Below are 25,039 nucleotides of genomic sequence, written 5' to 3' on the forward strand. Positions count from 1 at the left end.
TACCCGCCCCCGACCGATTCCGCACCAGCACGTCACCCGAACGGACCACAACCGCGACCACCCACACCCCCGGACAGCCCCACCACCACACCTACTCCGACACCGACTCCCCACCCTGACCCGGCAACCGCGACAACGACACGTACGTCCGATTCCCCGCCGCCGCCGCACGCCGCTCCCGCGCCGTCGCCTCGATGTAGTTCTGCGACGTCGCCAACGACGCATGCCCCAACAACGCCATGATCTCCGACGCCGACGCCCCGTCCTCCGCCAACCGCGTCGCGAACGTGTGACGCAACGCGTGCAGGTTCGCCCCCGACGGCACCCGGTCGTGCAACCCCGCCCACCGGAAGCACGACCGCACCAGGTACTCCAACCCACCCCGCCCGATCGGCTCCCCGTGCCGATCCCGCAACAACGCCGACCCCCGGTCGAACCGCCCCTGCGGGAACCGCGACCGGCACGACACCAGGTACTGCTCGATGATCCGGTCCATCGCCGGCTCGATCGGCACCGACCGGTCCCGATTCCCCTTGCCCGCCACGTGCAGCCGCCGTTCACCCGGCCGACCCACCACCGACGCCAACGTCAACGTCCGCATCTCCGCCGAGCGCAACCCCGCCACCAGCCCCAGGGCCAACACCAGCACGTCCCGCTCCGGCCACGGGTCACGCCCCTGCCGCGCACCCTCCGCCGCCGCCGTCAACAACCGCTCCGGCGTGTCCTCGCCCCGCAACGGCTTCGGCACCAGGGGAGGGGTCTTCGGCCGCGCCACCGCGCCCATCGGGTTGCCCGGCACCAGGTCCTCCGCGACGCAGAACGTCAGGAACTGGTTCCACGTCGACCAGGCCCGCAACACCGAGCTCTTCGCGTGGGAGTCCGCGAACACCCCGAACGCCGCACGCAGGTTGCCGGAGGTCAGGTGGGCGATCTCCAGCCCGTCCGGGGGAGTGGCGCACACCTCGGCGAGCAACGTGGTGATCCCCGCCAGGTCGCGCCGGTAGGCGGCGGTGGTGTGGGGGGAGTCCTTGCGGGGGCGGCGGGCCAGGAAGAACGACTGCTGAGCGGCGAGAACTCGCATTGGATCTTCATACCGCACCACACCGACAACGCGGAGCGAAGGCGGATCTCCATACCGCTCCCGGCACGCGATATTCAACGGGTGATGGATAATAGCGATTATCCATCAGAAACCCGTCCAGAAGGGTCTGTGGCGGCCTGGGGGTGGGTCGAGTGGGCCCGAACCGTTCGCCGGGGGACCCAACCTCTCCATCGCGTACACGGGACGCCCGTCCGACCGTTCTCCGTGCTGTCGTTGTGCACACGCTGCCGCGCCGGCCGCCCGGTGGCTCGGCAGCCGATGTCGGCGTGCGAACTCAGGTCGCGACGAGCCTCGAAGGCGTCAGGGCGTGATCGTCGGCCGTCAGAGCGTCGGAACGACGTCGTCGGTCCATCCAGCCACACCACCGCCGATACGTCACGTGACGTATCTCAGGCCCCGTCACCAGCCCTTCCCGTAACGCCGATAATCGACATTATGTTAAGTAAAGCGTTCGAGGGGTGCCAGGAGCGGTTCACCACCCCCCTCCACCGCGCCGGTCAGGCCACCCGGTGCCCCTGCTCGCGCAACGCGGCCACGCCGTGGTCCACGACCTCCACTGCGGCGGCGAGTCGGTCCGCGAGCAACGGCTTGGTCTTCGCCCGCGCCTCGTCGAGGGTGTGGAAACCGCTAAATCCGGATTAGTTCGCCTTGGTGGCCGGCAACGGGCGTCACCGACGTCGGCGGTGATGTCGGTTCGACGGGACGACTGCGGCGAGTTACGTCCCCTACTCCCCCGCGACGTTCGCTCAGGTGTTCGATTCGGTGAAGTGCGTGCCCGCTTTGATGTTCGCGAGGGTCGCCACGTAGTGCGGGTTGGCCATGACGCCGAGGATGTTGCCGAACGGGTCGATGACGCTGGCGGTGATGTAGCCGTTGCCGCCGTGGTCCTGTGGGGCCGCATGGAGGGTCGCGCCGAGTTCGCGGAGGCGTTCGAGGGTGGCGTCGAGGTCGTCGACGGCCCAGAAGATGATCTGGCCGGCGGGTCCGTTCTTGACGTCGTGGGTGGCGTAGGCGCTGTTGATGATGCCGAGTTCGTGCTGGTAGTCGCCGATGCGGAATTCGAGGTAGCCGCCGGGGACGCGGTAGTAGGGCTCGGTGCCCAGGAGGCGGCTGTACCAGGCTTCGGCGGCGTCGAGGTCGTCGGCGTAGTAGCTGACGGTGGTGAAGCCTCGCAGCATGGTGGGTCTCCCCCGGTTCGGTGGACCTGGGCTGGTCCGGTGGTGTCTGTTGTGGACCAGTCTGGGTGGTGAAGTGCTCATCTCCTGCGCACTTTTCCGGGGAGACTGCGTGTCATGCGTGCGGATCGTCTGGTGGCGGTGTTGTTGCTGATGCAGTCGCGTGGCCGGGTGACGGCTGCGGAGCTGGCGGCCGAGTTGGAGGTGTCGGTGGCGACGGCGCGTCGGGATCTGGAGGCGTTGTCGGCGGCGGGGGTTCCGGTGTACCCGCAGCCGGGGCGTGGTGGTGGGTGGCGGTTGGTGGGTGGGGCGCGGACGGATCTGTCGGGGTTGTCGGCGGCTGAGGCGCAGGCGTTGTTCTTGTTGGTGGGGCCTGCGGCGGCGGTGTCGGGTGAGGTGAAGGCGGCGTTGCGGAAGTTGGTGCGGGCGTTGCCGGAGACGTTCCGGGCCGGTGCGGAGGCGGCGGCGGGTGCGGTGGTGCTGGATGCGGCGGGGTGGGGGCGGGAGGGTTCGGGGCGGTCGGGGGTGGTGGAGGTGTTGCAGGGTGCGGTGGTGCGGCGGCGGAAGGTGCGGTTGACCTATGTGAAGCGGTCGGGTGAGTCGTCGGTGCGGGTGGTGGATCCGTTGGGGTTGGTGGAGAAGGGGGACGTCTGGTACCTGGTCGCGGGTTCGGGGGTGGGGCGGCGGACGTTCCGGGTGGACCGGGTGGTGGAGGTGGTGGTGACCGGGGAGGAGGCGGTGCGGCCGGAGGGGTTCGAGTTGTCGGCGGCGTGGGACGTGGTGGTGGCGGAGGTGGAGGGGCGGCAGGGGGCGTCGGTGGCCGTGGTGGTGGTGCCGGCGGGGTTGGTGTCGGTGTTGCGCGCCCAGTTCGGGCGGCATTGCGAGGTGGTGGGGGTGGTCGGGGGGCGGGCTCGGGTGCGGGTGTCGGCTCCGTCGCCGTTGATGATCGCGCAGCACTTGGCGGGGTGGGGTGCGGTGGTGGAGGTGGTGGAGTCGGAGGGGGTGCGGGTGGAGTTGGCGCGGTTGGGTGCGGAGTTGGTGGCGCGTCACGGGGTGTGAAGGTGGTCGCGGATGCGGTGGTGCAGGGGTTTGTCGGTGATGGCTTGGAGGGCGAGCTCGACGAGTTGGCTGAGGGGGTAGGGCAGTTCGGCGTCGAGTTGGCGGGCGGCGGCGGTGGTGGCGTTCCACTCGGCGTGGAGGGTGGGCAGCAGGGTTCGGGTGTGGTCGGTGAGGTGGACGATGCGGTGGCGGGCGTCGGTGCCGGGGTGGAGTTCGACGAGGCCGTCGCGGCGCATCTGGTTGGCGGTCTGGCTGATCGCGGAGTGGGTGATGCCGATGGTGGTGGCGAGTTGGCGGATGGATTGGGGGCCGTGGGTGTCGACGATGCGGATGATCGGGGTGTAGCGGGGTCGGAAGTCGGGGAGGCCGAGGTCGGTGTAGGTGCGGGTGACGTCGCCTTCGAGTTGGTCGAGGAGGTGTCGCAGGCGGGTGCCGAGGTAGTCGGTGGTGGGGTTGTCGTCCACTCCCCTAATGTAACAGCGCTGTTGTAGTGTGTGCTGTCCGGTGACGGGCCGACTGGTGGGGGTGGTGGCGGTGTACCCGGAGATCGAGCCGTACGAGCACGGGATGCTCGACGTGGGTGACGGGAACCTCGTGTACTGGGAGGTGTGCGGGAACCCGGAGGGCAAGCCGGTGGTGTGCCTGCACGGCGGGCCGGGCACGGGCTGCTCCCCCGTCGTGCGCCGGGAGTTCGACCCGTCGGCGTACCGGATCGTGTTGTTCGACCAGCGCGGGTCGGGGCGCAGTCTGCCGCACGCGGCCGATCACGACACGGACCTGTCGGTGAACACGACGGCGCACCTGGTGCGCGACATCGAGGCGTTGCGGGAGCACCTGGGTGTGGAGCGGTGGATGGTGTTCGGCGGTTCGTGGGGGTGCGTGCTGGGGTTGCACTACGCGGAGCTGTTCCCGGCGCGGGTGACGGAGATCGTGATGGTGGCGGTCACCTCGGGCCGGTATTCGGAGATGGAGTGGCTCTACGGCGGGTTGGGGCAGTTCTTCCCGCAGGAGTACGACCGGTTCCGGCGGGGTGCGCCGGAGGGGTCGGTGGACCTGGTGGCGGCGTACTGCGCGTTGTTGAACGACCCGGATCCGGCGGTGCGGCAGAAAGCGGCGGACGACTGGTGCGCCTGGGAGGGGTCGATCGTGTCGTTGGACCCGGATTACTCGCCGGGGCCGCGCGCGTCGGATCCCCGGTGGCGGCACGCGTTCGCGCGGATCACGGCGCACTACTTCCACCACCGGGCGTGGTTGGAGGACGGGCAGGTGTTGCGGGACATCGGCCGGTTGCACGGGATCGCGGCGGTGCTGGTGCACGGCCGGTTGGATCTCCAGGGGCCGTTGCGGGCGGCGTGGGAGCTGGATCGGGCGTGGCCGGACGCGGAGTTGGTGGTGGTGCATGGTGCGTCGCACAGCGTCCAGGACGACGGGATGATGGCGGCGGTGTTGGCGGCGACGGACAAGTTCGCGCATCGCCGGTAGCGCGTGGCGGGCGTTAGTCGGGTCGCCAGATGTGGGTGGTGCGGTGGTCGGTGCCTTCGAGGTCGTGCTCGACGGGCACGCGGTAGGTGGCGACGTGGTGGAAGCCGTCGCGGGGGCGGTGGGCGCGTTGGGGGTCGCCGACCAGGACGGTGGCTCCCCGGTGGTGGGCGCGGCGCAGGAAGGGCAGGACGCGGGCGGTCATGTCGCGGTCGTAGAAGACGTCGCCGGCGAGGACGACGTCGTGGGTGGGGTCGGTGTCGAGCAGGTCGGCGATGACGATGTCGAGGGTGACGTGGTTGGCGTCGGCGTTGAGGGCGATGGCGGTGCCGGCGGCGGGGTCGACGTCGTTGGCGGTGACGGTGGCGGCACCGGTCGTGGCGGCGGCGATGGCGACGAGCCCGGAGCCGGCGGCGAGGTCGAGGACGGTGCGGCCGGCGACGAGGTCGGGGTGGTCGAGCAGGTGGCGGGCCAGTGCTTGGCCGCCTGCCCAGGGGAAGGCCCAGAAGGGCGGGTCCGGCCGGCCGGTGCTCTCCCAGAGCGCGGTGATGTCGGTGGCGGTGTGCAGGAGGATTTCGGGCGCGAGCGGGACGGGCCGGGCGGTGGTGTGGTGGTGGACGAAGTCCCGCACGGTCAGGCCGCGCCCGCCTGGCGGGGTTCGTCGAGGTCGCGGCACAGGGTGTCGAGGGAGAGCCCGACGGCGTCGGCGAGGGCGGCGACGGTGAAGAAGGCGGGGGTGGGGATGCGGCCGCGTTCGATCTTGCGGAGGGTTTCCACGGAGATGCCGGCGGCGGTGGCGACCTGGACCATGCTGCGGTCGCCGCGGGCCCGGCGGAGGGTTTCGCCGAGGCGTTCGCCGCGGGCGTGCTCTGAGGGGGTGAGTGGTTGGCGCACCATGCTGTGATAGTAATACCGGTATAACTATCACGGTAAGGAGCACTCTGGTGATCGAGCTCAAATCCCCCGCGGAGCTGGACGCGATGCGCGTGGCCGGCCTGGTCGTGGCCGACGCGCTGGCCGCGGTCCGCGAGCACGCCCGGGTCGGGATGTCGCTGCTGGACCTCGACGAGGTGGCCGCCGGGGTCATCCGGGGCGCGGGCGCGGGCTCGTCGTTCCTGGACTACCAGCCCACGTTCGCGACCACCCCGTTCCCCGGCTACATCTGCGCGTCGGTCAACGACGTGATCGTGCACGGCATCCCGACCGGGTACCGGCTGCGCGAGGGCGACCTGGTCAGCATCGACTGCGGCGCGCACGTCGACGGGTGGCACGGCGACGCGGCGATCAGCTTCGTCATCGGCCGGGCCGACCCGGCGGACCTGGCGCTGATCGAGACCGCGGAGCGCGCGCTGGCGGCGGGGATCGCCGCGGCCGTGCCGGGCGCGCGGATGGGCGACGTGTCGGCGGCGGTCGGCCGGATCGGGCGGGCGGCGGGGTACGGGATGCCCTCGGACTTCGGCGGGCACGGGATCGGCCGGGCGATGCACGAGTCGCCCGGCGTGCCGAACGAGGGCAGGCCGGGACGGGGGCTGACGTTGCGGGCCGGGATGGCGATCGCGATCGAGCCGATGTTCCACGCGGGCGGGCGCGACAAGTACTACGAGGCCGAGGACGGCTGGTCGCTGCTCACCGCCGACGGCAGCCGGGCGGCGCACGTCGAGCACTCCGTGGCCGTCACCGACGACGGCCCGCGCGTGCTGACCGCACCCCGCCTGCCCGCCGTGGCGGTCACGTCCTGACAGGCCCGTGACCGCCGGCGCGGGCCGCCCGGCCCGGTCCTGCTTCCGGTCCGGGTACCGGCGGGGGAATGGCCGGCGTCGGTCCGTCGCCGGTCACAGCCCGCCGGCGACGCGCAGGATCGCGCCGGTGGTGAAGGAGGCCTCGTCGCCGAGCAGCCAGGCGATCGCGGCGGCGATCTCGTCGGGCTGGCCGGCTCGGCCCAGGGGGATGGCGGGTGCGACGCGGTGCGGGCGGTCGGGGACGCCGGACAGTTCGTGGATTCCGGTGTGCACGGTGCCCGGGGCGACGGCGTTGACGCGGATCCCCCTCGGTCCGAGTTCCTTGGCCAGGCCGATGGTCATGGCGTCGACCGCCGCCTTGCTCGCCGCGTAGTGCACGTACTCCCCCGGGCTGCCCAGGGTCGCCGCGGCCGAGGAGACCGACACCACCGCCCCGCCCGCCACCAGGTCCTGGGCCGCGCGGCGGGCGCACAGCAGCGCGCCGAGCACGTTGACCTCCACCACCCGGCGCAGGTCGGTCACGGCGGTGTCGGCCAGCGGGCCCACCGGGCTGGTGATGCCGGCGTTGACCACCACGCCGGTGATCTGCCCGAGCGTGGCCGCCGCGGTGAACAGGGCGTCGACGTCCTCGGGCGAGGAGACCTCGACCCGCACGGCGAGGCCGCCGACCTCGGCCGCGAGCCGTTCGGCCTCGTCGGCCGCCGCGCGGTAGCCGATCACCACCCGGTGGCCCGAGGCGGCCAGCCTGCGCACGGTCGCCGCGCCGATCCCCCGGCTCCCGCCGGTCACCACCGTCAAGCGTTCAGCCACGCCACGACCTCCGCTTCCACCACGTCCAGCCGCGAGGTGAGCATGTGCGGCAGCTCCGGCACGTCGACCAGCCGGGAACCCGGCACGGTGGCGTGCAGGCGCTCTTGCGCGGAGCGGAACGCGGGGTACTCGTGCTCGCCGCGCACCACCAGCAGCGGGGCGGTGAGCCGCTCCGCGCGGGCGAGCACGTCCAGCGGCTCGACGGCGGCGGTCGACGCCGGCGTCCAGTCGTAGGAGTCCAGCAACCCGGCGTCGAGGGAGGCCTGGAGGACCGCCTGGGCGCTCACCGCCGGGTTGACCACCGCGACGCGACGCACCGGCACGGCGTCGCCGACGGCGGTCAGCAGCGCGATGTGCCCGCCGGCCGAACCGCCCACCACGTCGACGGGGCCGTCGTCGCAGCCCAGCCCGGCGCGCAACGCCGCCACCACCGGCCCGACGGCGGCCACGCCCGAGGTGACGACGGAGGCGTAACCGTCGGCCAGGGGGTCGCCGTCCTGGCGGCTCGCGGCCAGCGGCAGGTAGACCCGCCACGCGTCCACGCCGGCCAGGGGCAGCGCCCGCGCCATGTCCTGCGGTGTGCCGGGTTCGCCCATCAGGTGCCACACCAGCACCAGTCGCCGCCCGGACTGTGGTGGCAGCGCCACGTACGGCACCCCGGCGGCGGTCCCCTTGATCGTCATACCCGGGAATCTACGACCCCCGCGCTATACTCGTGTCCGGATATACGGAAGCGAGCATCCCCGTGCCCAAGCCCTACCGCCGGACGAACCCGCTGGCCCTGGCCGTGCTGGGCCTGCTGCGGGAACGCGACATGCACCCCTACGAAATGGCGTCCACCCTGCGCGAACGCCACCAGGAAGGCAGCGTCAGACTCACCTACGGCTCGCTCTACACCGTGGTCGACGCGCTGCGCTCGCACGGCTTCATCGACGCCGCCGGGACCACCCGCGAAGGCAACCGCCCCGAGCGCACCGTCTACGCGCTCACCGACACCGGCCGCGCCGAACTGCACGACTGGCTGCGCGACCTCATCGCCGTGCCCGCCAAGGAGTACCCCCGGTTCGAGGCGGGGGTCGCGCTGATCGGGCTGCTGCCGCCCGACGAGGCCGCCGCGCTGTGCGAACGCCGCGCCACCGCCCTCGACGAGCACATCACCGCGCTCGACACCGTCAAGACCGACCTCGCCGCGCTCGGCCTGCCCCAGCTCGCCCGGATCGAGCTCGACTACCGCCAGGCGGTGCTGCGCGCCGAACGCGACTGGACCCGCTGGTTCGCCGAGGCCGCCCGCGCGGGCACCCTCGGCGGCCACGACTTCTGGGTCGACCTGCACCGCGGCGACGCCCTCGGCCACCTCCGCGACACCCCGCCGACGAGATCGCCCGCGGGCTGACCGCCCGGCTCGCCGCCGAACTCGCCACCGAGTTCGGCGTGCGCGGCCACCCCGACGACCGGTGACCTGCGCCGTCACGACGCGTGCCGCTCCCGGTGCCGGGCCACCTGCAACCGGTTCGCGCAGCGCGTCGTGCAGTACCGCCGCCGGCCGTTGCGGGAGGTGTCCACGTAGACGGTCCCGCACCCCTCCCGCCCGCAGCGGCCCAGCCGGTCCGGCTCCTCGCACACCACGTGCGCCAGGCCCGCCGCGGTGAACGCCCGCACCCGGACCAGGGTCGACGCGGTCTCCGGCGCGAAGTGCAGGTGCGGCGGGCGGTCGTCGTGGATCGAGATGTAGGGACGGGCGGCGGTCTCCGCGAGCAGCGCGTTGAGGTGCGCCACCCGGTCGATGCCGCCCGCGAACACCGGTTCGAGGCGGCGCGCCCACGCCGAGAGCCGGCCGGCCTCGGCCGCGGTGAGCGTGCCCACCGGCTTGTAACGCTGCGCGCGCAGCACCGCCACCAGGTCTTCCGGGGTGGCGGACGGGGCGGCGTTGACCAGGGCGGCGGCCAGTTGCGCGGCCGTCCCGCCGTAAGGGTTGAAATGCACTGAACCATGACAGCACGCTGGTCGGTGTGATCACCAGGTGCCCCTCCTGCGGCTGGCCCGCCACCGACCCCGCCTACCCGGCCTCCACCCACGGCCGCGTGTCCTACGTGCGCTGCGTGTGCGGGGTGTGGCTGGTGCTCGACGCGGGCCGGGTGGTGGCGACGGCCGGCGGGCCGAAGGTCGGCTAAGGTCCCCTTTTCGTGACCACCCGCCGTGAACTGCTGTGCGACACCGTGATCTCCGTCCTGGCCGCCGAGGGCGGTCGAGGGCTCACGCACCGCGCGGTGGACCGGGGCGCGCAGGTGCCCGAGGGGACCACGAAGAACTACTTCCCCACCCGGGAGTCCCTGCTCCAGGCCGCCGCCGGGCGGATGACCGACCTGCACGCCGAGGCCGTCGCCCGGCTGGCGGCCACCACCCCGCAGGACATCTCCCCCGCCGAGGTCGCCGAGCTCTACCCCGCGCTGCTGCGCCGCGCGGTCGGCGACGACCCCACCCAGCTCCTCGCCATGGTCGAGCTCTACCTGGAGGCCGTGCGCCGGCCCGGGGTGCGCGAGGCGCTCGGGCGGATGGTGGTGTCCAACGCCGAAGCCGGCGCGGACCTGCACCGGGCCGCCGGGCTGCCCTCCTCGGCGCGCGACGCCGGGCTGCTCGACGCCTACTTCCTCGGCATCGCGGTGTCCCTGCTCGCGCTGCCCGCCGACGCGCTGCGCGCCACCGGCCTGGACGACCCCTACGCGCTGGGGCTCGGGCTGTTCCGGGCCGCCGTACCCGACCCCGCCCGCGACCGCCCCGCCTGCCGGCCCGACGACCAGGTCCAGGCCGGCTAGACCCGGGCGGGCCGAACCCCGGCCCGGTACCGCACCATCGGCGGCAGCGCCGTCAGTGCAGCGCCGTCAGTGCAGGACGCGGTGCCCGTAGCGGACACCGCCGAACTCCGCCGCCTCGCCGATCAACGCCGAGTTCACGTCCGTCCGGCCCCGGAACCAGCACCCGGAGAAGACCGCGTCCTGGTGGAACACCACCTCGCCGAACAGGGCCCGGCCGCCGAAGAACACCCCCGCGAAGTCCGCCGACCCGCCGAACTCGGCCCGCCGCAGGTCCGCCCGCCCGGAGACCTTCGAGGCCCGCAACCGCGCCTCCCCCGCCACGTGCACCCCCGCGAACGCCAGGTTCCCGGTGAACACCGCCGACGCGAACGACGCCGAGCGCGCGAACAGCGCGTCGGTGACCACCGCGTGCCGCAGGAACCGCGCCCCGTCGAACACCGCCTCGCCGGTCACCGTCATCGCCGCGAACCGGGCGTCGCCGACGAACACCGCCCCGGTGAAGTCGATCCCGCCCACCCGGCAGCCCGACAGGTCGAAGTCCACCAGGATCGCGCCCGCCGCGTGCACGTCCATCCCGGGCCAGTAGTCCTCGCCCGGCCGCAGGTGCGCCACCAGCTCCCGCTGCACCGCCGTGCGCCACGGCGTGTCCAGGCCCCGGCTCACCCCGCCGCGCAACGCCGCCAGCCACGTGTCCACCACGTCCTGGCGGCGGCGCGGCAGCGTGCGGCCGATGTCGGCGAGCAGCAGCAGACCTTCGCGCTCGCCCGCCCGGAACCGGCGGTTGGCCTCCCGCCACACCGACACCGGCGTCGGCCCGCCCCCGGTGCGGCGGCGCGCGTGCTCGTCGAGCAGCGTGTCGGCCTGGGACCGCCGGTGGTGCCGCACCACGACGGCGGCGACCACCAGCGCGACCACCAGCCACATGACCCACGTCGGCATGACACCGATCATGCCCTGACCGGGCACGTCGGCGGAGGTGGTCCACCTCACCGCTTCGGAACCGGCACGGCGGGCCCGGCACCGCGACCGGCTCCGCGCGTCCCCGGCCCACCCGGCCCGTCGCTGCCCTAGGGTGCCGCCATGGACCTGACCGACGCGTGCTTCGCCGGAGCGGCCCGGCAAGCCGATCTGCTGCGCGCGGGCGAGCTGGCCTCCCACGACCTGGTCGCCGAGTGCCTGCGCCGCATCGACCGGTACGACCGGGACCTCAACGCCTTCCGCGTCGTGTTCGCCGAGCAGGCCCTCGACGCCGCGCGCCGCGCCGACGCCCGGCGCGCCGCCGGCGAGGACGCCCCGCTGCTCGGCGTGCCCGTCGCGGTCAAGGAAGACCTCGCCGTCGCCGGCCTGCCCACCACCACCGGCACCTGCGCGGTCGACCGGCCCGCCGACGCCGACTCCCCCGCCGTCGCCCGGCTGCGCGCCGCCGGGGCCGTGCTGGTCGGCCGCACCCGGATGCCCGAGCTCGGCCTGTGGCCGTTCACCGAGAGCAGTTGGGCCGGCGCGACCCGCAACCCGTGGTCGGCCGCGCACTCGCCGGGCGGGTCCAGCGGCGGGTCCGCCGCCGCCGTGGCCGCCGGGCTGGTCGGGGCCGCGCTCGGCACCGACGGCGCGGGCTCGGTGCGCATCCCGGCCGCGTGCACGGGGCTGTTCGGGCTCAAACCCCACCGCGACCACGTGCCGCTGGACCGGCCGGTGTGGACCGGGCTCGTCGCCGCCGGCCCCCTCACCCGCCACGTCCGCGACGCCGCGCTGCTGCTCGACGTCCTGGCCCCCGGCCACGGCCACAGCGCCGCCGTCGCCGAGGACCCGCGCCCGCTGCGAATCGCGGTCTCGCTGCGCCCCTGGGGACCCGGCATCCCGATCACCGGCGAGGTCCGCGCCGCCGTCCTGGACACCGCCGGACTGCTGACCGACCTCGGCCACGAGGTCACCCGCCTGGACCCGCCGATGCACGACCTGGCCGGCTCCACCGGGTTCGCCGCCCGCTACCTGCACTGCGCCGCCACGACCGCCGCCGAACTCGACCACCCCGAACGGCTCGACCGGCGCACCCGGCAGGCCGCCGCCCTCGGCCGCGCCCTGCCCGCCCGCGCCGTGCGCGCCGCCCTGGACCAGGCCGCCGGGCTCACCGCCCACGCCAACCGGGTCTTCGCCGACCACGACCTGCTGCTCACCCCCGTGCTCACCCGGCCGCCGCTGCGCGTCGACGAGTGGCGGCGGCGCGGCACCGTGCCCGCGCTGCTCGCCGCCGCCCGGCTGACCACGTTCCTGCCGCTGTGGAACATCGCGGGCAACCCGGCCGCCGCCGTCCCCGCCGGGCACACCCGCGCCGGCCTGCCGCTGGCCGTGCAGCTCGTCGGCCCCGCCCACGGCGAGAACACCGTCCTGGCCGCCGCCGCCCAGCTCGAACGCGCCCGCCCCTGGACCGACCGCCGCCCCCCGGGCCACACCGGCTGACCCCGGCACACCCGGGGACCGGACACCGCGACGGACACCGCTCGGTCAGCCCTCGCGCGCCGCCACCCGCGCCAGCAGGTCCGCCACCACGTCCGGGTCACCCGCCGCGCGCACCTGCGCCAGCACGTCCTCGCGCACCGCCGGCCATCCGCCGATCCCGGCCGCCAGCGCCCGCAACCGCTCGTAGGTCTCCGGCGACGGCCACGCCAGGAACGCGCGACGCCGCCAGCCCAGGGCCCGCTCCCGCCACCCCAGCCGCAGGCACTCGTCCACCGCCAGGTCCACCAGCCGCGACGCCGCGCCGCGCCCGCCGGTCGCCCGCAGGCCCCGCCCGACCCACTCCAGCGCCTCCTCCACCCGGCCGGCGTCCCGCAGCACCGTCGCCACCTGGAGGTAGTGCCACCCCGAGGACAGGTCCCGCGCCAGCACCAGCACCTGGAGGTCCACGTCGCCGACGTGCTCGGCCAGCTCCTCCATCACCCGCAGCAGCGCCCACCGCTCCCGGTCGTAGCGCCCGGTCCGGCCGAACCCGATCACCGGCAGCTCCGAGAACCGCGCCACCGCCTCGTCCCGGTAGCGGGCCAGGCCCTGCGCGCCCAGCGCCGCCGCGTACGGGGCCAGCCGCACCTCGGGCGGCTCGGCGAAGCCGGTCTGCACGTGCAGCAGCCAGTCCGCCAGGGCCGTCGGCGAGGGCGGGTCCGACCCGCACGCCACCGCGTGCAGGTCCAGCACCCGGTCCACCAGCTCGGAGAGCGCCGCCCGGTGCGCCCGGTGCCGGCTCGCGCCCGCCACGAGCAGCTCCGCGACCTCCTCGACCACCCGCCGCGCACCCGGACCCGCGAGCACCACCCCCGACAGGTCCGCCACGGCCGCCGTCAGCCCGTCCCAGCGCTCGGCCCACGTCACGTTGGACCGGTCCAACCAGAAATTCACTCGATCGGGTAACGGGGGCACCGGCACATCCAACCGCACCGACCCCCGGGGCGGCGATGCTCCACCCCGGGGTCGGCCGTGACCGGTGCCCCGACGCGCGAAAGGGGCGATCGGCCGCGAACCGGCCGATCGCCCCCCACGCTCGGACAACGCGGAAAATCCGCGACGAACGCGAAAACTACTCCTGCGACGGGCGCGGCGACCCCGCCCCGCCCGACAGCGCGTCACCCGGTCGGACCTCGCCCGAGTGCGCACCGGCGATCCCCGCCACGCCCGGCCCGCCGGTCAACCCGGCCCGCTCGACACCCGGCTCCACCGGCGCGGGCCGGTGCCCGCCCAGCGGGCTGGGCACCTCCTGCCGCGCCACGGCCTCGGCCGCGCGCACCGCCTCGGCCACCGCCGGGTCCGGCGCGGTGTCGAACCAGTCCGCCACCGACGGGTCGTCCTCCTCCGGCGCGGAGCGCGGCGGCTCGTCGGCCGGCGGCTCGTAGCGGAAGACGCCGTCCTCGCCGGGCGCGCCCAGCATCCGCGCGAAACCCTCCAGCGCCTTGCCGTAGTCCGAGGGCACCAGCCACACCTTGTTCGCGTCGCCCTGCGCCATCTGCGGCAGCGTCTGGAGGTACTGGTAGGCCAGCACCTCCGGGGTCGGCTTGCCCGCCTTGATCGCCGCGAACACCTTCTCGATCGCCTTGGCCTGGCCCTGCGCCTGGAGGTAGCGGGCGGCCCGCTCACCCTGCGCCTTGAGGATGCGGGACTGCCGCTCGGCCTCGGCGGAGAGGATCGCCGCCTGCTTCGCGCCCTCCGCCGAGAGGATCGAGGCCTGCTTCTGGCCCTCGGCCGACTTGATCGCCGACTCCCGCTGGCCCTCGGCGGTCAGGATCATCGCGCGCTTCTCCCGGTCCGCGCGCATCTGCTTCTCCATCGAGTCCTGGATCGAGGGCGGCGGGTCGATCGCCTTGAGCTCCACCCGCGCCACCCGGATGCCCCAGCGCCCGGTCGCCTCGTCCAGCACCCCGCGCAACTGGTTGTTGATCTGGTCGCGGGAGGTCAGCGTCTCCTCCAGGCTCATCCCGCCGACCAGGTTGCGCAGCGTCGTGGTCGCCAACTGCTCCACGCCCACGATGTAGTTGGAGATCTCGTACACCGCCGCGCGCGGGTCGGTCACCTGGAAGTACACGACGGTGTCGATGGACACCGTCAGGTTGTCCTGGGTGATCACCGGCTGCGGCGGGAAGGACACCACCTGCTCGCGCAGGTCGATCCGGGCCCGCACCCGGTCGAAGAACGGGAACAGGATGTTCAGGCCGGGTGCGGCCGTCGTCCGGTAGCGGCCCAGCCGCTCGATCACCGCGGCCGTCGCCTGCGGGATCACCAGCACCGACTTGACGGTGACGACCAGCACGAACAACACCAGGACCGCGACGACGATCAACGTGGTGGTCAACTCAAATTCCGTCCCTTCCCACTCAGGACCCGGACATCACCACGGCGGTCGCGCCCGAGATCTCGACAACTGTGACTTCCGCGCCGGGTTCGAGGACCGTGTGGTCCAGCGACCGCGCCGACCACACCTCGCCACCGATGCGCACCCTACCGCCGTGCGCGTCCACAGTGGACACCACGATCGCGGTGCCGCCCACCAGCGCCTGCACGCCCGACTTGAGCTCGTGCCCGGCGGTGAGCCTGCGCTTCAGCGCCGGCCGCGCGCCCGCGATCAGGCCCAGCGCGGCCACGCCGAACGCCACCGCGGCGAGCACCTCGCCCGCGCCCAGCGCCGACACCCCCGCCGCGCCCAGCGCGGCGGCACCGAGCATGACCAGCACGAAATCGCCCGACAGGATCTCGGCGGCGATCAACAGCACCCCGAGCACCAACCAGATCAACGCGGCCACGCGACCATCCTCGCACTTCGGGAGCGCGGGCAGGTCACGAACGATCGAGGTCCGGCTCGGTGACGAAGTCGATCAGCCGCTCCACCGCGCCGATCAGCGGTGTCTCCAGGTCCCGGAAACCCGCCACGGCGGCCAGCACCCGCCGCCAGCCCTCCCAGGTCTCGCCCCAGCCCAGCGCCGCGCAGACACCCTCCTTCCACGGCGTGCCGCGCGGCACCACCGGCCACGCCGCGATCCCCACCGAGGCCGGTTTCACCGCCTGCCAGATGTCCACGTACGGGTGGCCGGTGACCAGCACGTGCGGGTCGCGGACCTCGGCGACCAGCCGCGACTCCTTCGACCCCGCCACCAGGTGGTCCACCAGCACGCCCAGCCGGCGGCGCGGCCCGGTGCCGAACTCCTCGACCCGCCCGGCCAGCACGTCCACACCGTCCAGCGGCTCCACCACCACGCCCTCGACCCGCAGGTCGTGGCCCCACACCCGCTCCACCAGCTCGGCGTCGTGCAGGCCCTCGACCCAGATCCGGCCGTCGCGGGCGGTCCGGGCGCGCAGCCCCTCGACCTTCACCGAACCCGACGCCGACACCGCGCGGCCCGGTGCGGGCGCGGCCACCGGCCGGACCAGCGTGACCGGCCGGCCGTCGAGCAGGAACCCGGCGGGCAGCAGCGGGAACAGCCGCTCGCGGCCGTGCCGGTCCTCCAGCACCACCCCGCCGTGCTCGAAGCGCACCACCTCGCCGCAGAACCCCGACGCGGGGTCCTCCACCACCACGCCCGGCTCGGCCGCGACCTCCGGCACCTTCCGCTTCTTCGGCCCCGCCAGCACGTCCCGCCCGTAGTCCTGTGATCGCACGAGCCGCGACGCTAGCCGCTCACCCGGTCGGATGACCCGCAGGCGCGCCGTCCGCGCCGAAGCCGGGCAGGAACACCTTGAGCACCTCGCACCACGCCGCCGCCCGCGCCACGTCGACCACGCCCTCCAGCGCCGCCAGCCCGGTGTCCCAGTCGGGGGCGGCGAACACGAAATCGGCCGCGTCGAACGCCGCGTCGCCCGCACACGGTCGAGGGTCGATCGCCACCAGACCCCGCTCGCCGGCGTCGAGCACGTTGCCGAAGTGCAGGTCGCCGTGCAGCAGCACGGCGGGCACCGGGTCGCGCGCCAACTCCGTCGCCGCCGCGTGCGCCGCGGAGTAGTCGCCCGGCTTGGTCCGCGCCGCCAGCGCGTACATGTAGTCCACCCGGCCGGCCAGCGGCAGGATCCCCCCGGGGGCGGGGATGTGCAGCGCGGTCAGCACCTCCAGGTACTCCGGCCCGTAGGCGGCGGGCGTGCCCGGCTCCAGGCCCTCCAGCAGCAACGCGCCGGCCGCCACGTCCTGCGCCAGCAGCGCCACCACCCGGGGCACGGCCTCCCACGCGTGCAGCGCGGCGGCCTCCTCGGCGGCGATCTCCGGGTCGGGGGTCAGCTTCAACACCACGGCGGCGCTGCCGCGCCGGCACAGCAGGGTGTGGGAGCTCCGGCCGCCGGACAGCTCCCGCTCCGGCTCCAGCCCCCACCGCGCGCACAGCGCGGCCACCAGGTCCGGCAGGTCCGCCAGCCACGGCCGCACCCCCGGCCCGAACCGCTTCACCAGGCGGGTCTCCACCGTCGAGGTCACCGCCGCGACCCTAGGCGTCGAGGCGGAGGATGAACTCCTCGACGTCCTCGCCGCGCCCCTCGGCGAATCCGACGTCCTCGCCCACGGCGAGGAACCCGCACTTGGCCAGCACCCGCAGCGACCCCAGGTTGTCCACCGCGGCCCGCGCGTAGAGCGGGCGCACCGGGTCCAGCGCCAGGTACCCGCTCAGCGCCGCCGTGGCCAGGCCCAGCCCCCAGTGGGCGCGGTCGACCCAGAACGACACCTCGGGCTCGCCGAAGCGGCTGGACCGCGCCACGTGGCCCACCACCCGGCCGTCGAACTCGATCGTGCGGGCCACCACCGCGTTGTCGGCCAGGATGCGCGCCCAGCGCGCCAGGAACGCCTGCCGGTCGGCGGGGTCGGCCGCGCCGAACGCCGCCATGCGGTTGGCCTCGGGATCGAGCTGGTGCTCGAAGAACACCGGCACGTCGGCCTCGGTCACCTCGCGGAGTCGCACGCTGCTCACCCGGTCGATTAGACCACCGCCGCGCCCCCGGCGGCGGCATCGGCGGTCAGAACGCCGGCCACGGTATCGACGGCCACTCCTGGGACGGTTCGGGGTACACGCCCGCCGCCAGCAGCTTGTCCACCCGCTCGGCCAGCGCGCGGACCTCCGCGCGGGTCAGGTGCTCGTGCAGGCTCTCGCCCACCGCGCCGGCCAGCCCCGACCGCAGCCGGCGCAGCGCCTCCACCGCGTCCCCCGGCAGCGCCTCGCCCAGCCACCCCCACAGCACCGTGCGCAGCTTGTCGTCGGAGTGCAGGCAGATGCCGTGGTCCACGCCGTAGACCGCGCCGTCGTCGGAGTGCAGGACGTGGCCGCCCTTGCGGTCGGCGTTGTTCACCACCGCGTCGAACGCCGCCATCAGCCGCACCCTCGGGTGGTCGGCGTGCACCAGCACCGCCGGGTCGCCGAACCGGTCGTGCGCGCGCAGCACCGGCAGCCACCCCGGGCGCACCTCGTCCACCGGGACGATGTCGACCAGGTCGTCGTTCTCCCGGGTCTCCACCCACAACTGCACCATGCCCGACCCGAACGGGCCGGCCCGCAGCACCGTGGGCGGCACCAGCCCGAACCCGGCCGCCTCCGACACCAGGTAGGCGGCCACCTCGCGGCCCGCCAGCGTGCCGTCGGGGAAGTCCCACAGCGGGCGCTCGCCGCGCACCGGCTTGTACACGCACCGGGCGCTCATCCCGTCCAGGCCGATCGTGCACAGCAGCGTCGCGTTGGAGGCGTCGACCAGCCTGCCCCGGACCTCCATCCGGCCCCGGCCGAGCAGGTCCAGGACGCCCTCGTCACCGGGCCGCACGCCGCGGCTCAGCTCTCGTCCGCGCGCCGGTAGCCGTTCTGCCTGGGGCAGACGTGGCCCTCGGGGTCCAGCGGCTCCGAGCACAGCGGGCACGGCTTGCGGCCCGCCCGCACCACCCGGTCGGCGCGGTCGGCGAACGCCCGCGCCTCCCCCGGCGAGAGGAACACCCGGACCGCGTCCGGGCCCTCCTCGGTGTCGTCGAGGACCACGGCCTCGTCGACCTCCTCCTCGGTGATCGCGAGCAGCTCGATGACCACCGCGCGGGACTCGGCGTCCCAGCCCAGCCCCATCGTGCCGACCTTGAACTCCTCCTCGACCGGCGGCGTGAGGGGTTCGGTGTCCCGGAGGTCGTCGGGGACCTCCTCGGGGACCTCCGCGCCGAACCGCCGGTGCACCTCCTCCAGCAGCGAGCCGATGCGCTCGGCGAGGACGGCGACCTGTTGCTTCTCCAGCGCCACGCTGACCAGCCGGGCCTCCTCGGAGGCCTGGAGGTAGAACGTGCGCTCGCCAGGTTGCCCGACGGTGCCGGCGACGAACCGGTCGGGCTGGCGGAATACGTGGATGACCCGTGCCATGACACCGACGACCCTAGGCCACGCCGACAAGATCGGCAGCCCTCCCCCCGGCATTCGGTCATCTGTGGAGAAACGCCCGGAGCCGATCGGTGCTGACCGGGGCGGCGGGGCGGGCGCTAGGGTCGCCTCCGTGGTGAAGATCGCACCGTACGGAACATGGACATCGCCCATCGGCGCGGCCGACGCCGCCGCCGCCGGTGGCGGCCTGCACTGGGTCGACCTGCACCGGGGTCGGGTCTGGTGGGCCGAGGGACGCCCCGCGCAGGGCGGCCGGGTCGCGCTGGTGCGCGACGGACAGGACCTGCTGCCCCCGCCGTGGAACGTGCGCAACCGGGTGCACGAGTACGGCGGGCGGCCGTGGGTGGTGTTGGACACCCCCGACGGCGAGCGCGTCGCGTTCACCGACTGGGAGGACCAGCGCGTCCACCTGTTCGACCCCGAGGACCCCGACCCGGTGCCGATCAGCCCCGAGCCCGAGCGCCGGCACGGCGTCCGCTACGCCGACCTGACCGCCGGGCCCGCCGGCGAGGTGTGGTGCGTGCGCGAGACCGTCACCGGCGAGGCCCGCACCGACGTGCGCCGCGAGCTGGTCGCGCTGCCCGTGGACGGGTCCGCGCCGCGCGTGCTCGCCGCCAGCCACCACTTCATGACCGGCCCCCGGCTGTCCCCGGACGGCACCCACTTCGCGTGGATCGGCTGGAACCACCCGGACATGCCGTGGGACGGCACCGAGCTGTGCGTGGCCGAGGTCGGCTCCGACACCCACCGGGTGCTCGCGGGCGGGCCGCGCGAAGCGGTCTGCCAGGTCGAGTGGGAAGGGCGCGACCTGCTCGCGCTGACCGACCCCGACGGCTGGTGGAACCTGTTCCGGATCTCCCCGGACGGCACGAAGAAGAACCTCGCCCCGTGCCAGGAGGAGCTCGGCGGCCCCATGTGGCGGCTGGGCAACCGCTGGTTCGCCGCCCTGGACCGGGGCCGCTACCTGGTGCTGCGCTCGGGCGCGCTGGCCGTGCTCGACGAGCGCAGCGGCACCGTGACCGACGTCGACGTGGAGCTGCCGGTGTGGCAGGCCCACCTGGCGGTGCACGACGGGGTCGTGGTCTCCGGCGCGGCCGGGCCGCGCGACGAGGCCGCCGCGGTCGCGCTGGACCTGTCCACCGGCGAGCTGACCCGGCTCGCCGGGCACGCCGCGTCGCTGCCGCCGGCGGACTACCTGCCGGTGCCCGCCGAACGCGTGTTCACCGGCCCGGACGGGCAGGACGTCCCGGCCTACGTCTACCCGCCGACCAACCCGGAGTTCGCCGGCCCCGACGACGAGCGCCCGCCCTACGTGGTGCACGTCCACGGCGGGCCCACCGGCCGGTCCGCGCCGGTGCTCGACGTGGACATCGCCTACTTCACCAGTCGCGGCATCGGTGTCGTGTCGGTGAACTACGGCGGCTCCACCGGCTACGGCCGGGCCTTCCGCGAGCGGCTGCGCGAGCAGTGGGGCGTGGTCGACGTCAACGACTGCGCCGCCGTCGCCCAGGCGCTGGCCGACGAGGGCACCGCCGACGGCGCGCGGCTGGGCATCCGGGGCGGCAGCGCCGGCGGGTGGACCTCGGCGGCGTCGATGACCAGCGTGAAGACCTACCGGTGCGGGATGGTGGCGTTCCCGATCCTGGACCTCAGGGGCTGGACCGGCGACGGCGGCGAGACCCACGACTTCGAGTCCCGCTACGTCGAGGGCCTGGTCGGGGCGTGGCCGGCGACCGCCGAGCGCTACGCCGAGCGGTCCCCGTCCAACCGGGTGGACCGGCTCAGCGGGCCGGTGCTGCTGTTGCAGGGGCTGGAGGACGAGATCTGCCCGCCCGAGCAGGCCGACCGGTTCGTCGCGGCGCTGGACGGCACCGGCATCCCGCACGCGTACCTGACCTTCGAGGGCGAGCAGCACGGCTTCCGCAAGGCCGAGACGATCGTGGCGGCGCTGGAGGCCGAGCTGTCCTTCTACGGGCAGGTGTTCGGGTTCGTGCCCGCCGGCGTGCCCGTGCTGGAGCTGCGCACGTGACACCGCGCCCGCTGCGGGCGGGCGACCGCGTGGTCGTGGTCAGCCCGGCCGGTCCCGTGCCGGCCGGGCTGCTGCACGCCGGGGTCGCGTGGCTGAGCACCTGGGGCCTGGACGTGCGGGTCGCGCCGCACGCGCTGGACGTCCACCCCGAGCTGCCCCACCTGGCCGGCACCGACGCCGACCGGGCCGCCGACCTGCGCGCCGCCTGGCACGACCCCGCCGTGGCCGCCGTGGTGTGCGCGCGCGGCGGGTACGGCAGCCGGCGCATCGCGGACCTGCTCGACTGGGACGCCGCCGGCCGCGCGCCGAAGGTGTTCGTCGGCTCCAGCGACACCACCGTCCTGCACGAGCGGCTGGGGCGGGCCGGGGTGCCGACGTGGTTCGGGCCGATGGTGGGCACCGCGGCGTTCGTGCACGACCCGACCGCGCGCGACCGGTTGCGCCGCGCGCTGTTCGGCGAGGTGCCCGCGTTCCGCGGCACGCCCGTGGTCGGCGGGAGGGCGCGGGGCATCGCGGTGGGCGGCACCCTGAGCCTGCTGGGCGCGCCGCCGCCGGACGGGGCGATCGCGTGGCTGGAGGACGTCGGCGAGGAGCCCTACCGGCTGGACCGGCTGCTCACCGACCTGCTGCACGGCGGCTGGTTCGACCGGGTCGCCGGGATCGTGCTCGGCTCGTGGACCGGGTGCGGCCGGGCCGAGGTCGTCGACGCGGTGCTGCGCGACCGGCTGGGCGGGCTGGGCGTGCCGGTGCTCGGATCGGTCCGGTTCGGGCACTGCGCCGGCGCGCACACCGTGCCGCTGGGCGTGACCATGGAGCTGGACGCCGACGCCGGCGTGGTGTCCGTGGTGGCGTGACCGCCGAACCGCCGGCCGATCAGCGCCGCCGGTTCAGGACCGGTTCGGTTCAGCGCCGGCGGGCCTGTTCCGCCGCCGCCGTGACCGCGCGGATCTCCTCGGCCAGCTCCGGGTCGGCGACCCGGTCCGCCGCGCCCGCCAGCGGGGCCAGCAGCGCCGCGGTGTCGTCGGCCGCCAGCGCCTCGCGCACCAGCACGTCCACCACCGCCACCCGGCCGCCCAGGTCCCGCAGCGACCCGGCGTGCTCCCGCGCCCACGCCGCCACCGCGCGCTCACCGGCCCGGCGGTCGCGCTCGGCCCGCACCCGGCCCTCGGCGGTGTCGCCCAGGTCCTGCCGCAGCCGCAGGTAGCGCCGCTCGGCCGCCTGCCGGCTCGCGACACCCAGCGCCGGGGCCAGCCGCGCCCAGCTCGTGCCCCGCGCGCGGGCCGCCTCGATCAGCCGGGGCTCCCACCCGGTCAGCTCCGCCCTGAGCCGCCGCAGCAGCTCCAGCGCCGCGAGCACGTCGCCCTCGCCGTCGACCGCCTCGCGCACGGTCTCGTAGTCCCCGGTCACCGGCCTACTGTGGCAGGTGCCGGCGGTGCACGTCGTCCACCGACCACATCCCCGCGCCCAACCCCGCCCCGACCACCCGCCGCACGTGGTCGGCCAGCGCGGTGTCGAAGTCCCACCGCCGCTCCACCAGCCGCGCGGCCCCCTCGACGATCTCCGGCAGGTCCGCCGCGATCCGGTCGTAGGACATGCTCGGCGACCTCGGCCCGTCGTCCTCGACCGGCCGCGGGTCCTCGGCGAACCGGCCGAACGCGGGGAACCGGGTCACATCCGGCAGCACGCTGTAGAACGGGGTGCCCGGGAAGTAGTACTCCGGCCACCGGTTGCCCGAGATCGCCAGCCACGGCGTGCCCACCGCTAACGCCGCCATGGCGAACCCGGAGTGCGGCGACACCAGCACGTCCGCCGAGGCCACCCGCGCGAGCTGGTACACCAGCGGCAAATCCACCGCGTCCACCGCGCGCACCGCGCCGGCCAGCGCGTCGTACTCGGCCCGGCCGAACGAGGTGCTGGTGCGGTCGTCCTCGCGCAGCTTGCCCACGAATACGAATTCCGCGCCGGGGAACCGGCGGGCCAGCGCGTCGAGGACCAGCCGCCACGACCGCACCGACGGGTACAGCCGGCGCGGACCGCTGCCACCCGGCAGCACCGCGATCCGCACCCCGTCGACCCGGGACCGGTAGGCGGGGACGGGCAGCCGGAACGCCTCGCCCGGCGAGTACGGGAACACCGCGCCCCGGGACCGGAAGTGCGACCGGGCCTGCCGGTGGTACGCGGCCAGGCCCGGGAACACCTCGCGCTGCTCCGGCTGGTCGGCCCGCCGGTCCTGCACCACGCCGTCCCAGTCGCGGGCGATCCCGGCGAGCTGCCCGGAGAAGTCCGCCGACGCGTCGACCACGTCCACGTCGATCGCGTGCACCTCGGCCACGAACGGGCAGAGCCCGGCCGGCTCGACCGGGGTCGCGGCGTTGAGCACCAGCCCGATCCGCAGGGCGGGATCGGCGCGGTGGTACCCGTGGCACAGGTGCAGGGCCTCGATCGCGTGGCCCACGGGATGGCAGTAGACGAAGTCGACCAGCAGTGATCCGGGCACGCGCCCGATCCCACCGCGCGGGGCGGGCCGCCCGCCACCGGATTTCGGTCGACCGCGCGCCACCGGGTCGGTGACACTGCCGACCATGCGTCCCGCGCCCGGCGAAGTGCTGCACTTCTCCGAAGACCCCGCGATCACCCGGTTCGAACCCCACGTCGCGGCCACCGCGCGACACCCCGGGGCCTACGTGTGGGCGGTCGACCACGACCTGGCCCCGGCCTACTGGTTCCCGCGCGACTGCCCGCGTGCCATGGCCTGGGCGGACCCCGACACCACGCCGGAGGACCGGCTGTGGCTGGGCGCGCAGCGGGTGCACGCCGTCGAGTACGGCTGGCTGGCCCGGATGCGCACCACCGCCCTCTACGCCTACCGGTTCGACGCCGCCGCGTTCCGGCCCTTCGGCGACAGCGCCGTGGTGGCCACCGGGCCGGTCCTCCCGCTGGGCCCGCCCGAGCGCGTCGGCGACCTGTTCGACCTGCACGAGCAGGCCGGCATCGAGCTGCGCGTGCGGACCGACCTGTGGTCGTTCTGGGACGAGGCGACCGGCCGCACCCTGCGGTTCAGCGGAATCCGGCTGCGCAACGCGCGCCCGCCCGGTGACCGTTAGGCGAACTCGGCGGCGTGGTCGAGGGCCCACTGCCGGAAGGTCAGCCCCGGCCGGCCCAGCACCGCCTCGACGTCCGGCGACACCCAGTCCATCCCACCTGCCCGCGCGCCGATCTCCAGGAACCACTCGGCGACCTCGGGCGGGTACAGGTCGCGCCACTGCTCCCGCGCCTGCTCCGGGGTGAGCTCCTCGAACCGCACCGGACGGCCCACCGCCTCGCCGATCAGCCGCACCGCGTCCCGCCGCACCACCGGCTCCGGCCCGGTCGGCTGGTAGGCGCGGCCCGCGTGCCCGTCCTCCAGCAGCGCCCGCACCGCCATCGCCGCGATGTCGTCCTCGTGCACCAGCGCGGTCGACCAACCGCCGAACGGGGCCCGCACGACGCTCTCCGCCCGCACCGACGCGGCCCATTCCCGGGTGTTGGCCATGAACTCGCCGGGGAACAGGTGCGTCCACGCCATCCCGGAGTCCTCGATCGCCTTGCGGAACACCCGGTGCCACGCCTCGAACGGGTCGTCGTCCGCCCGCGACGGGTCGTCGTGCCCCAGGTGCGTCAACCGCTCCACCCCCGCGCGCACCAGCACGTCCACGATCTCCGGGCCATCGCCGCCCATCGACACCAGGTGCACCCGCGTCACCCCGCGCAACGCCGGGAGCAGCGACGACGGCTCCGCGAACGTGCCGCCCACCACCTCGACCCCGACCGGCAGCCGGGCCCCGGCCGGGTCACGGGTCAACGCCCGCACCTCGACCCCCGCCGCCAGCAACTGCCGCACCACACTGCCGCCCACGGTGCCCGTCGCACCCGTGACAAGAATAGGACCCATGAATCCAACAAAACCATACCAGTCAAATGCGAACGCGGTGTTCA

The 25,039-nt window shown here is 74.5% G+C and carries 30 protein-coding genes; 10 read left to right on the forward strand and 20 right to left on the reverse strand.

Annotated features, from left to right (window positions below; translation table 11 throughout):
- Window positions 1-91: 91 nt before the first annotated feature.
- Together AB0G01_RS15850 and AB0G01_RS15855 are read right to left on the reverse strand one after the other, a co-directional pair.
- The gene (locus AB0G01_RS15850) at window positions 92-1,099 is read right to left on the reverse strand and encodes a tyrosine-type recombinase/integrase (RefSeq protein WP_360946484.1); all 1,008 of its coding nucleotides are present in this window, start codon (window positions 1,097-1,099) and stop codon (window positions 92-94) included.
- A 749-nt stretch (window positions 1,100-1,848) separates the two neighbouring features.
- On the reverse strand, window positions 1,849-2,280 hold the full coding sequence (locus AB0G01_RS15855) for a VOC family protein (RefSeq protein ID WP_360945445.1): 432 nt from the start codon (window positions 2,278-2,280) through the stop codon (window positions 1,849-1,851).
- Between the two features lie 114 nt (window positions 2,281-2,394).
- On the opposite strand from AB0G01_RS15855, the gene AB0G01_RS15860 reads away from it, so the two are divergent.
- Window positions 2,395-3,336, forward strand: a complete 942-nt coding sequence (locus tag AB0G01_RS15860; RefSeq protein WP_360945448.1) for a WYL domain-containing protein — start codon at window positions 2,395-2,397, stop codon at window positions 3,334-3,336.
- On the opposite strand, the gene AB0G01_RS15865 is transcribed toward AB0G01_RS15860, so the two are convergent.
- Window positions 3,324-3,800 carry a MarR family winged helix-turn-helix transcriptional regulator gene (locus AB0G01_RS15865; protein WP_360945451.1) on the reverse strand — a complete coding sequence of 159 codons (477 nt, stop codon included), beginning with the start codon at window positions 3,798-3,800 and terminating at the stop codon, window positions 3,324-3,326. The two genes, AB0G01_RS15860 and AB0G01_RS15865, sit on opposite strands and share 13 nt — an antisense overlap.
- A gap of 40 nt (window positions 3,801-3,840) precedes the next feature.
- Here AB0G01_RS15865 and pip point away from each other — a divergent pair, with 40 nt between their 5' ends.
- Complete coding sequence (pip, locus tag AB0G01_RS15870; protein ID WP_360945454.1) at window positions 3,841-4,818, forward strand: prolyl aminopeptidase; 978 nt, start codon at window positions 3,841-3,843, stop codon at window positions 4,816-4,818.
- Window positions 4,819-4,831: 13 nt separating this feature from the next.
- On the opposite strand, the gene AB0G01_RS15875 is transcribed toward pip, so the two are convergent.
- Both AB0G01_RS15875 and AB0G01_RS15880 read right to left on the reverse strand, forming a co-directional pair.
- Complete coding sequence (locus AB0G01_RS15875) at window positions 4,832-5,446, reverse strand: 50S ribosomal protein L11 methyltransferase (RefSeq protein ID WP_360945457.1); 615 nt, start codon at window positions 5,444-5,446, stop codon at window positions 4,832-4,834.
- Window positions 5,447-5,448: 2 nt separating this feature from the next.
- Window positions 5,449-5,712: a helix-turn-helix transcriptional regulator gene (locus AB0G01_RS15880; RefSeq protein ID WP_360945460.1), complete on the reverse strand. Its 264-nt coding sequence runs from the start codon at window positions 5,710-5,712 to the stop codon at window positions 5,449-5,451.
- A gap of 47 nt (window positions 5,713-5,759) precedes the next feature.
- Here AB0G01_RS15880 and map point away from each other — a divergent pair, with 47 nt between their 5' ends.
- Window positions 5,760-6,554: a type I methionyl aminopeptidase gene (gene map / locus AB0G01_RS15885; protein WP_360945463.1), complete on the forward strand. Its 795-nt coding sequence runs from the start codon at window positions 5,760-5,762 to the stop codon at window positions 6,552-6,554.
- A gap of 93 nt (window positions 6,555-6,647) precedes the next feature.
- Here the strand turns inward: map and AB0G01_RS15890 are convergent, their stop codons facing one another.
- Both AB0G01_RS15890 and AB0G01_RS15895 read right to left on the reverse strand, forming a co-directional pair.
- Window positions 6,648-7,364, reverse strand: coding sequence for an SDR family oxidoreductase (locus tag AB0G01_RS15890; protein ID WP_360945466.1), 717 nt, complete (start codon window positions 7,362-7,364; stop codon window positions 6,648-6,650).
- Entirely contained in the window at window positions 7,349-8,047 is a 699-nt protein-coding gene (locus tag AB0G01_RS15895) for a hypothetical protein (protein WP_360945469.1), read from the reverse strand. The genes AB0G01_RS15890 and AB0G01_RS15895 overlap by 16 nt, the downstream gene beginning before the upstream one ends.
- 32 nt (window positions 8,048-8,079) lie before the next feature.
- Here AB0G01_RS15895 and AB0G01_RS15900 point away from each other — a divergent pair, with 32 nt between their 5' ends.
- The gene (locus AB0G01_RS15900) at window positions 8,080-8,757 is read left to right on the forward strand and encodes a PadR family transcriptional regulator (protein WP_360945472.1); all 678 of its coding nucleotides are present in this window, start codon (window positions 8,080-8,082) and stop codon (window positions 8,755-8,757) included.
- 74 nt (window positions 8,758-8,831) lie between these two features.
- Here the strand turns inward: AB0G01_RS15900 and AB0G01_RS15905 are convergent, their stop codons facing one another.
- Window positions 8,832-9,347: a CGNR zinc finger domain-containing protein gene (locus AB0G01_RS15905; RefSeq protein ID WP_360945475.1), complete on the reverse strand. Its 516-nt coding sequence runs from the start codon at window positions 9,345-9,347 to the stop codon at window positions 8,832-8,834.
- Between the two features lie 26 nt (window positions 9,348-9,373).
- On the opposite strand from AB0G01_RS15905, the gene AB0G01_RS15910 reads away from it, so the two are divergent.
- Complete coding sequence (locus AB0G01_RS15910) at window positions 9,374-9,535, forward strand: hypothetical protein (protein ID WP_360945478.1); 162 nt, start codon at window positions 9,374-9,376, stop codon at window positions 9,533-9,535.
- 12 nt (window positions 9,536-9,547) lie between these two features.
- Window positions 9,548-10,177 carry a TetR/AcrR family transcriptional regulator gene (locus AB0G01_RS15915; protein ID WP_360945481.1) on the forward strand — a complete coding sequence of 210 codons (630 nt, stop codon included), beginning with the start codon at window positions 9,548-9,550 and terminating at the stop codon, window positions 10,175-10,177.
- Between the two features lie 66 nt (window positions 10,178-10,243).
- On the opposite strand, the gene AB0G01_RS15920 is transcribed toward AB0G01_RS15915, so the two are convergent.
- Window positions 10,244-11,116, reverse strand: a complete 873-nt coding sequence (locus AB0G01_RS15920) for a pentapeptide repeat-containing protein (protein WP_360945484.1) — start codon at window positions 11,114-11,116, stop codon at window positions 10,244-10,246.
- 141 nt (window positions 11,117-11,257) lie between these two features.
- Here AB0G01_RS15920 and AB0G01_RS15925 point away from each other — a divergent pair, with 141 nt between their 5' ends.
- Window positions 11,258-12,634 (forward strand): amidase family protein, encoded by a 1,377-nt coding sequence (locus AB0G01_RS15925; protein ID WP_360945487.1) that lies wholly within the window; start codon window positions 11,258-11,260, stop codon window positions 12,632-12,634.
- Between the two features lie 45 nt (window positions 12,635-12,679).
- Here AB0G01_RS15925 and AB0G01_RS15930 read toward each other — a convergent pair whose 3' ends face one another.
- The 8 genes from AB0G01_RS15930 to AB0G01_RS15965 all read right to left on the reverse strand — a co-directional run bounded on the left by AB0G01_RS15930 (window position 12,680) and on the right by AB0G01_RS15965 (window position 19,017).
- Window positions 12,680-13,567 carry a hypothetical protein gene (locus AB0G01_RS15930; protein ID WP_360945490.1) on the reverse strand — a complete coding sequence of 296 codons (888 nt, stop codon included), beginning with the start codon at window positions 13,565-13,567 and terminating at the stop codon, window positions 12,680-12,682.
- A gap of 178 nt (window positions 13,568-13,745) precedes the next feature.
- Window positions 13,746-15,011, reverse strand: a complete 1,266-nt coding sequence (locus AB0G01_RS15935) for an SPFH domain-containing protein (RefSeq protein ID WP_360945493.1) — start codon at window positions 15,009-15,011, stop codon at window positions 13,746-13,748.
- A gap of 22 nt (window positions 15,012-15,033) precedes the next feature.
- Window positions 15,034-15,459 carry an NfeD family protein gene (locus tag AB0G01_RS15940; RefSeq protein WP_360945496.1) on the reverse strand — a complete coding sequence of 142 codons (426 nt, stop codon included), beginning with the start codon at window positions 15,457-15,459 and terminating at the stop codon, window positions 15,034-15,036.
- A gap of 34 nt (window positions 15,460-15,493) precedes the next feature.
- A complete protein-coding gene (locus AB0G01_RS15945) occupies window positions 15,494-16,312 on the reverse strand; it encodes a DUF3097 domain-containing protein (protein WP_360945499.1) in 819 nt (272 codons plus the stop codon).
- 19 nt (window positions 16,313-16,331) lie between these two features.
- Window positions 16,332-17,114: an aminoglycoside phosphotransferase family protein gene (locus tag AB0G01_RS15950; protein WP_360945502.1), complete on the reverse strand. Its 783-nt coding sequence runs from the start codon at window positions 17,112-17,114 to the stop codon at window positions 16,332-16,334.
- Between the two features lie 10 nt (window positions 17,115-17,124).
- Complete coding sequence (locus tag AB0G01_RS15955; RefSeq protein WP_360945505.1) at window positions 17,125-17,601, reverse strand: GNAT family N-acetyltransferase; 477 nt, start codon at window positions 17,599-17,601, stop codon at window positions 17,125-17,127.
- Between the two features lie 46 nt (window positions 17,602-17,647).
- A complete protein-coding gene (locus AB0G01_RS15960; RefSeq protein WP_360946487.1) occupies window positions 17,648-18,394 on the reverse strand; it encodes an SCO1664 family protein in 747 nt (248 codons plus the stop codon).
- 56 nt (window positions 18,395-18,450) lie between these two features.
- Entirely contained in the window at window positions 18,451-19,017 is a 567-nt protein-coding gene (locus AB0G01_RS15965) for a DUF3090 domain-containing protein (protein WP_360945508.1), read from the reverse strand.
- A 130-nt stretch (window positions 19,018-19,147) separates the two neighbouring features.
- Here AB0G01_RS15965 and AB0G01_RS15970 point away from each other — a divergent pair, with 130 nt between their 5' ends.
- Together AB0G01_RS15970 and AB0G01_RS15975 are read left to right on the forward strand one after the other, a co-directional pair.
- Window positions 19,148-21,064 carry a prolyl oligopeptidase family serine peptidase gene (locus AB0G01_RS15970; RefSeq protein WP_360945511.1) on the forward strand — a complete coding sequence of 639 codons (1,917 nt, stop codon included), beginning with the start codon at window positions 19,148-19,150 and terminating at the stop codon, window positions 21,062-21,064.
- On the forward strand, window positions 21,061-21,918 hold the full coding sequence (locus AB0G01_RS15975; RefSeq protein WP_360945514.1) for an LD-carboxypeptidase: 858 nt from the start codon (window positions 21,061-21,063) through the stop codon (window positions 21,916-21,918). The genes AB0G01_RS15970 and AB0G01_RS15975 overlap by 4 nt, the downstream gene beginning before the upstream one ends.
- A gap of 49 nt (window positions 21,919-21,967) precedes the next feature.
- Here the strand turns inward: AB0G01_RS15975 and AB0G01_RS15980 are convergent, their stop codons facing one another.
- Window positions 21,968-22,471, reverse strand: coding sequence for a hypothetical protein (locus tag AB0G01_RS15980; protein ID WP_360945517.1), 504 nt, complete (start codon window positions 22,469-22,471; stop codon window positions 21,968-21,970).
- Window positions 22,472-22,475: 4 nt separating this feature from the next.
- Window positions 22,476-23,561 carry a hypothetical protein gene (locus AB0G01_RS15985; protein WP_360945520.1) on the reverse strand — a complete coding sequence of 362 codons (1,086 nt, stop codon included), beginning with the start codon at window positions 23,559-23,561 and terminating at the stop codon, window positions 22,476-22,478.
- Between the two features lie 85 nt (window positions 23,562-23,646).
- Between AB0G01_RS15985 and AB0G01_RS15990 the strand changes: the two genes are divergently transcribed.
- A complete protein-coding gene (locus AB0G01_RS15990; RefSeq protein ID WP_360945523.1) occupies window positions 23,647-24,168 on the forward strand; it encodes a DUF6886 family protein in 522 nt (173 codons plus the stop codon).
- Here AB0G01_RS15990 and AB0G01_RS15995 read toward each other — a convergent pair.
- The gene (locus tag AB0G01_RS15995; RefSeq protein WP_360945526.1) at window positions 24,165-24,995 is read right to left on the reverse strand and encodes an NmrA family NAD(P)-binding protein; all 831 of its coding nucleotides are present in this window, start codon (window positions 24,993-24,995) and stop codon (window positions 24,165-24,167) included. The genes AB0G01_RS15990 and AB0G01_RS15995 overlap by 4 nt on opposite strands.
- Between the last annotated feature and the right edge of the window lie 44 nt (window positions 24,996-25,039).

The organism is Actinosynnema sp. NPDC023587 (genome assembly GCF_040640215.1).
Taxonomy (GTDB): Bacteria; Actinomycetota; Actinomycetes; order Mycobacteriales; family Pseudonocardiaceae; genus Actinosynnema.

What these genes read in the sequence shown, in the direction of transcription:
- AB0G01_RS15855 (WP_360945445.1), bottom strand. Translation starts at nt 2,280, where the DNA reads ATGCTGCGAGGCTTCACCACCGTCAGCTACTACGCCGACGACCTCGAC.
- AB0G01_RS15860 (WP_360945448.1), top strand. Translation starts at nt 2,395, where the DNA reads ATGCGTGCGGATCGTCTGGTGGCGGTGTTGTTGCTGATGCAGTCGCGT.
- AB0G01_RS15880 (WP_360945460.1), bottom strand. Translation starts at nt 5,712, where the DNA reads ATGGTGCGCCAACCACTCACCCCCTCAGAGCACGCCCGCGGCGAACGC.
- AB0G01_RS15895 (WP_360945469.1), bottom strand. Translation starts at nt 8,047, where the DNA reads ATGACGATCAAGGGGACCGCCGCCGGGGTGCCGTACGTGGCGCTGCCA.
- AB0G01_RS15920 (WP_360945484.1), bottom strand. Translation starts at nt 11,116, where the DNA reads ATGCCGACGTGGGTCATGTGGCTGGTGGTCGCGCTGGTGGTCGCCGCC.
- AB0G01_RS15925 (WP_360945487.1), top strand. Translation starts at nt 11,258, where the DNA reads ATGGACCTGACCGACGCGTGCTTCGCCGGAGCGGCCCGGCAAGCCGAT.
- AB0G01_RS15960 (WP_360946487.1), bottom strand. Translation starts at nt 18,394, where the DNA reads ATGGAGGTCCGGGGCAGGCTGGTCGACGCCTCCAACGCGACGCTGCTG.
- AB0G01_RS15965 (WP_360945508.1), bottom strand. Translation starts at nt 19,017, where the DNA reads ATGGCACGGGTCATCCACGTATTCCGCCAGCCCGACCGGTTCGTCGCC.
- AB0G01_RS15990 (WP_360945523.1), top strand. Translation starts at nt 23,647, where the DNA reads ATGCGTCCCGCGCCCGGCGAAGTGCTGCACTTCTCCGAAGACCCCGCG.
- AB0G01_RS15995 (WP_360945526.1), bottom strand. Translation starts at nt 24,995, where the DNA reads ATGGGTCCTATTCTTGTCACGGGTGCGACGGGCACCGTGGGCGGCAGT.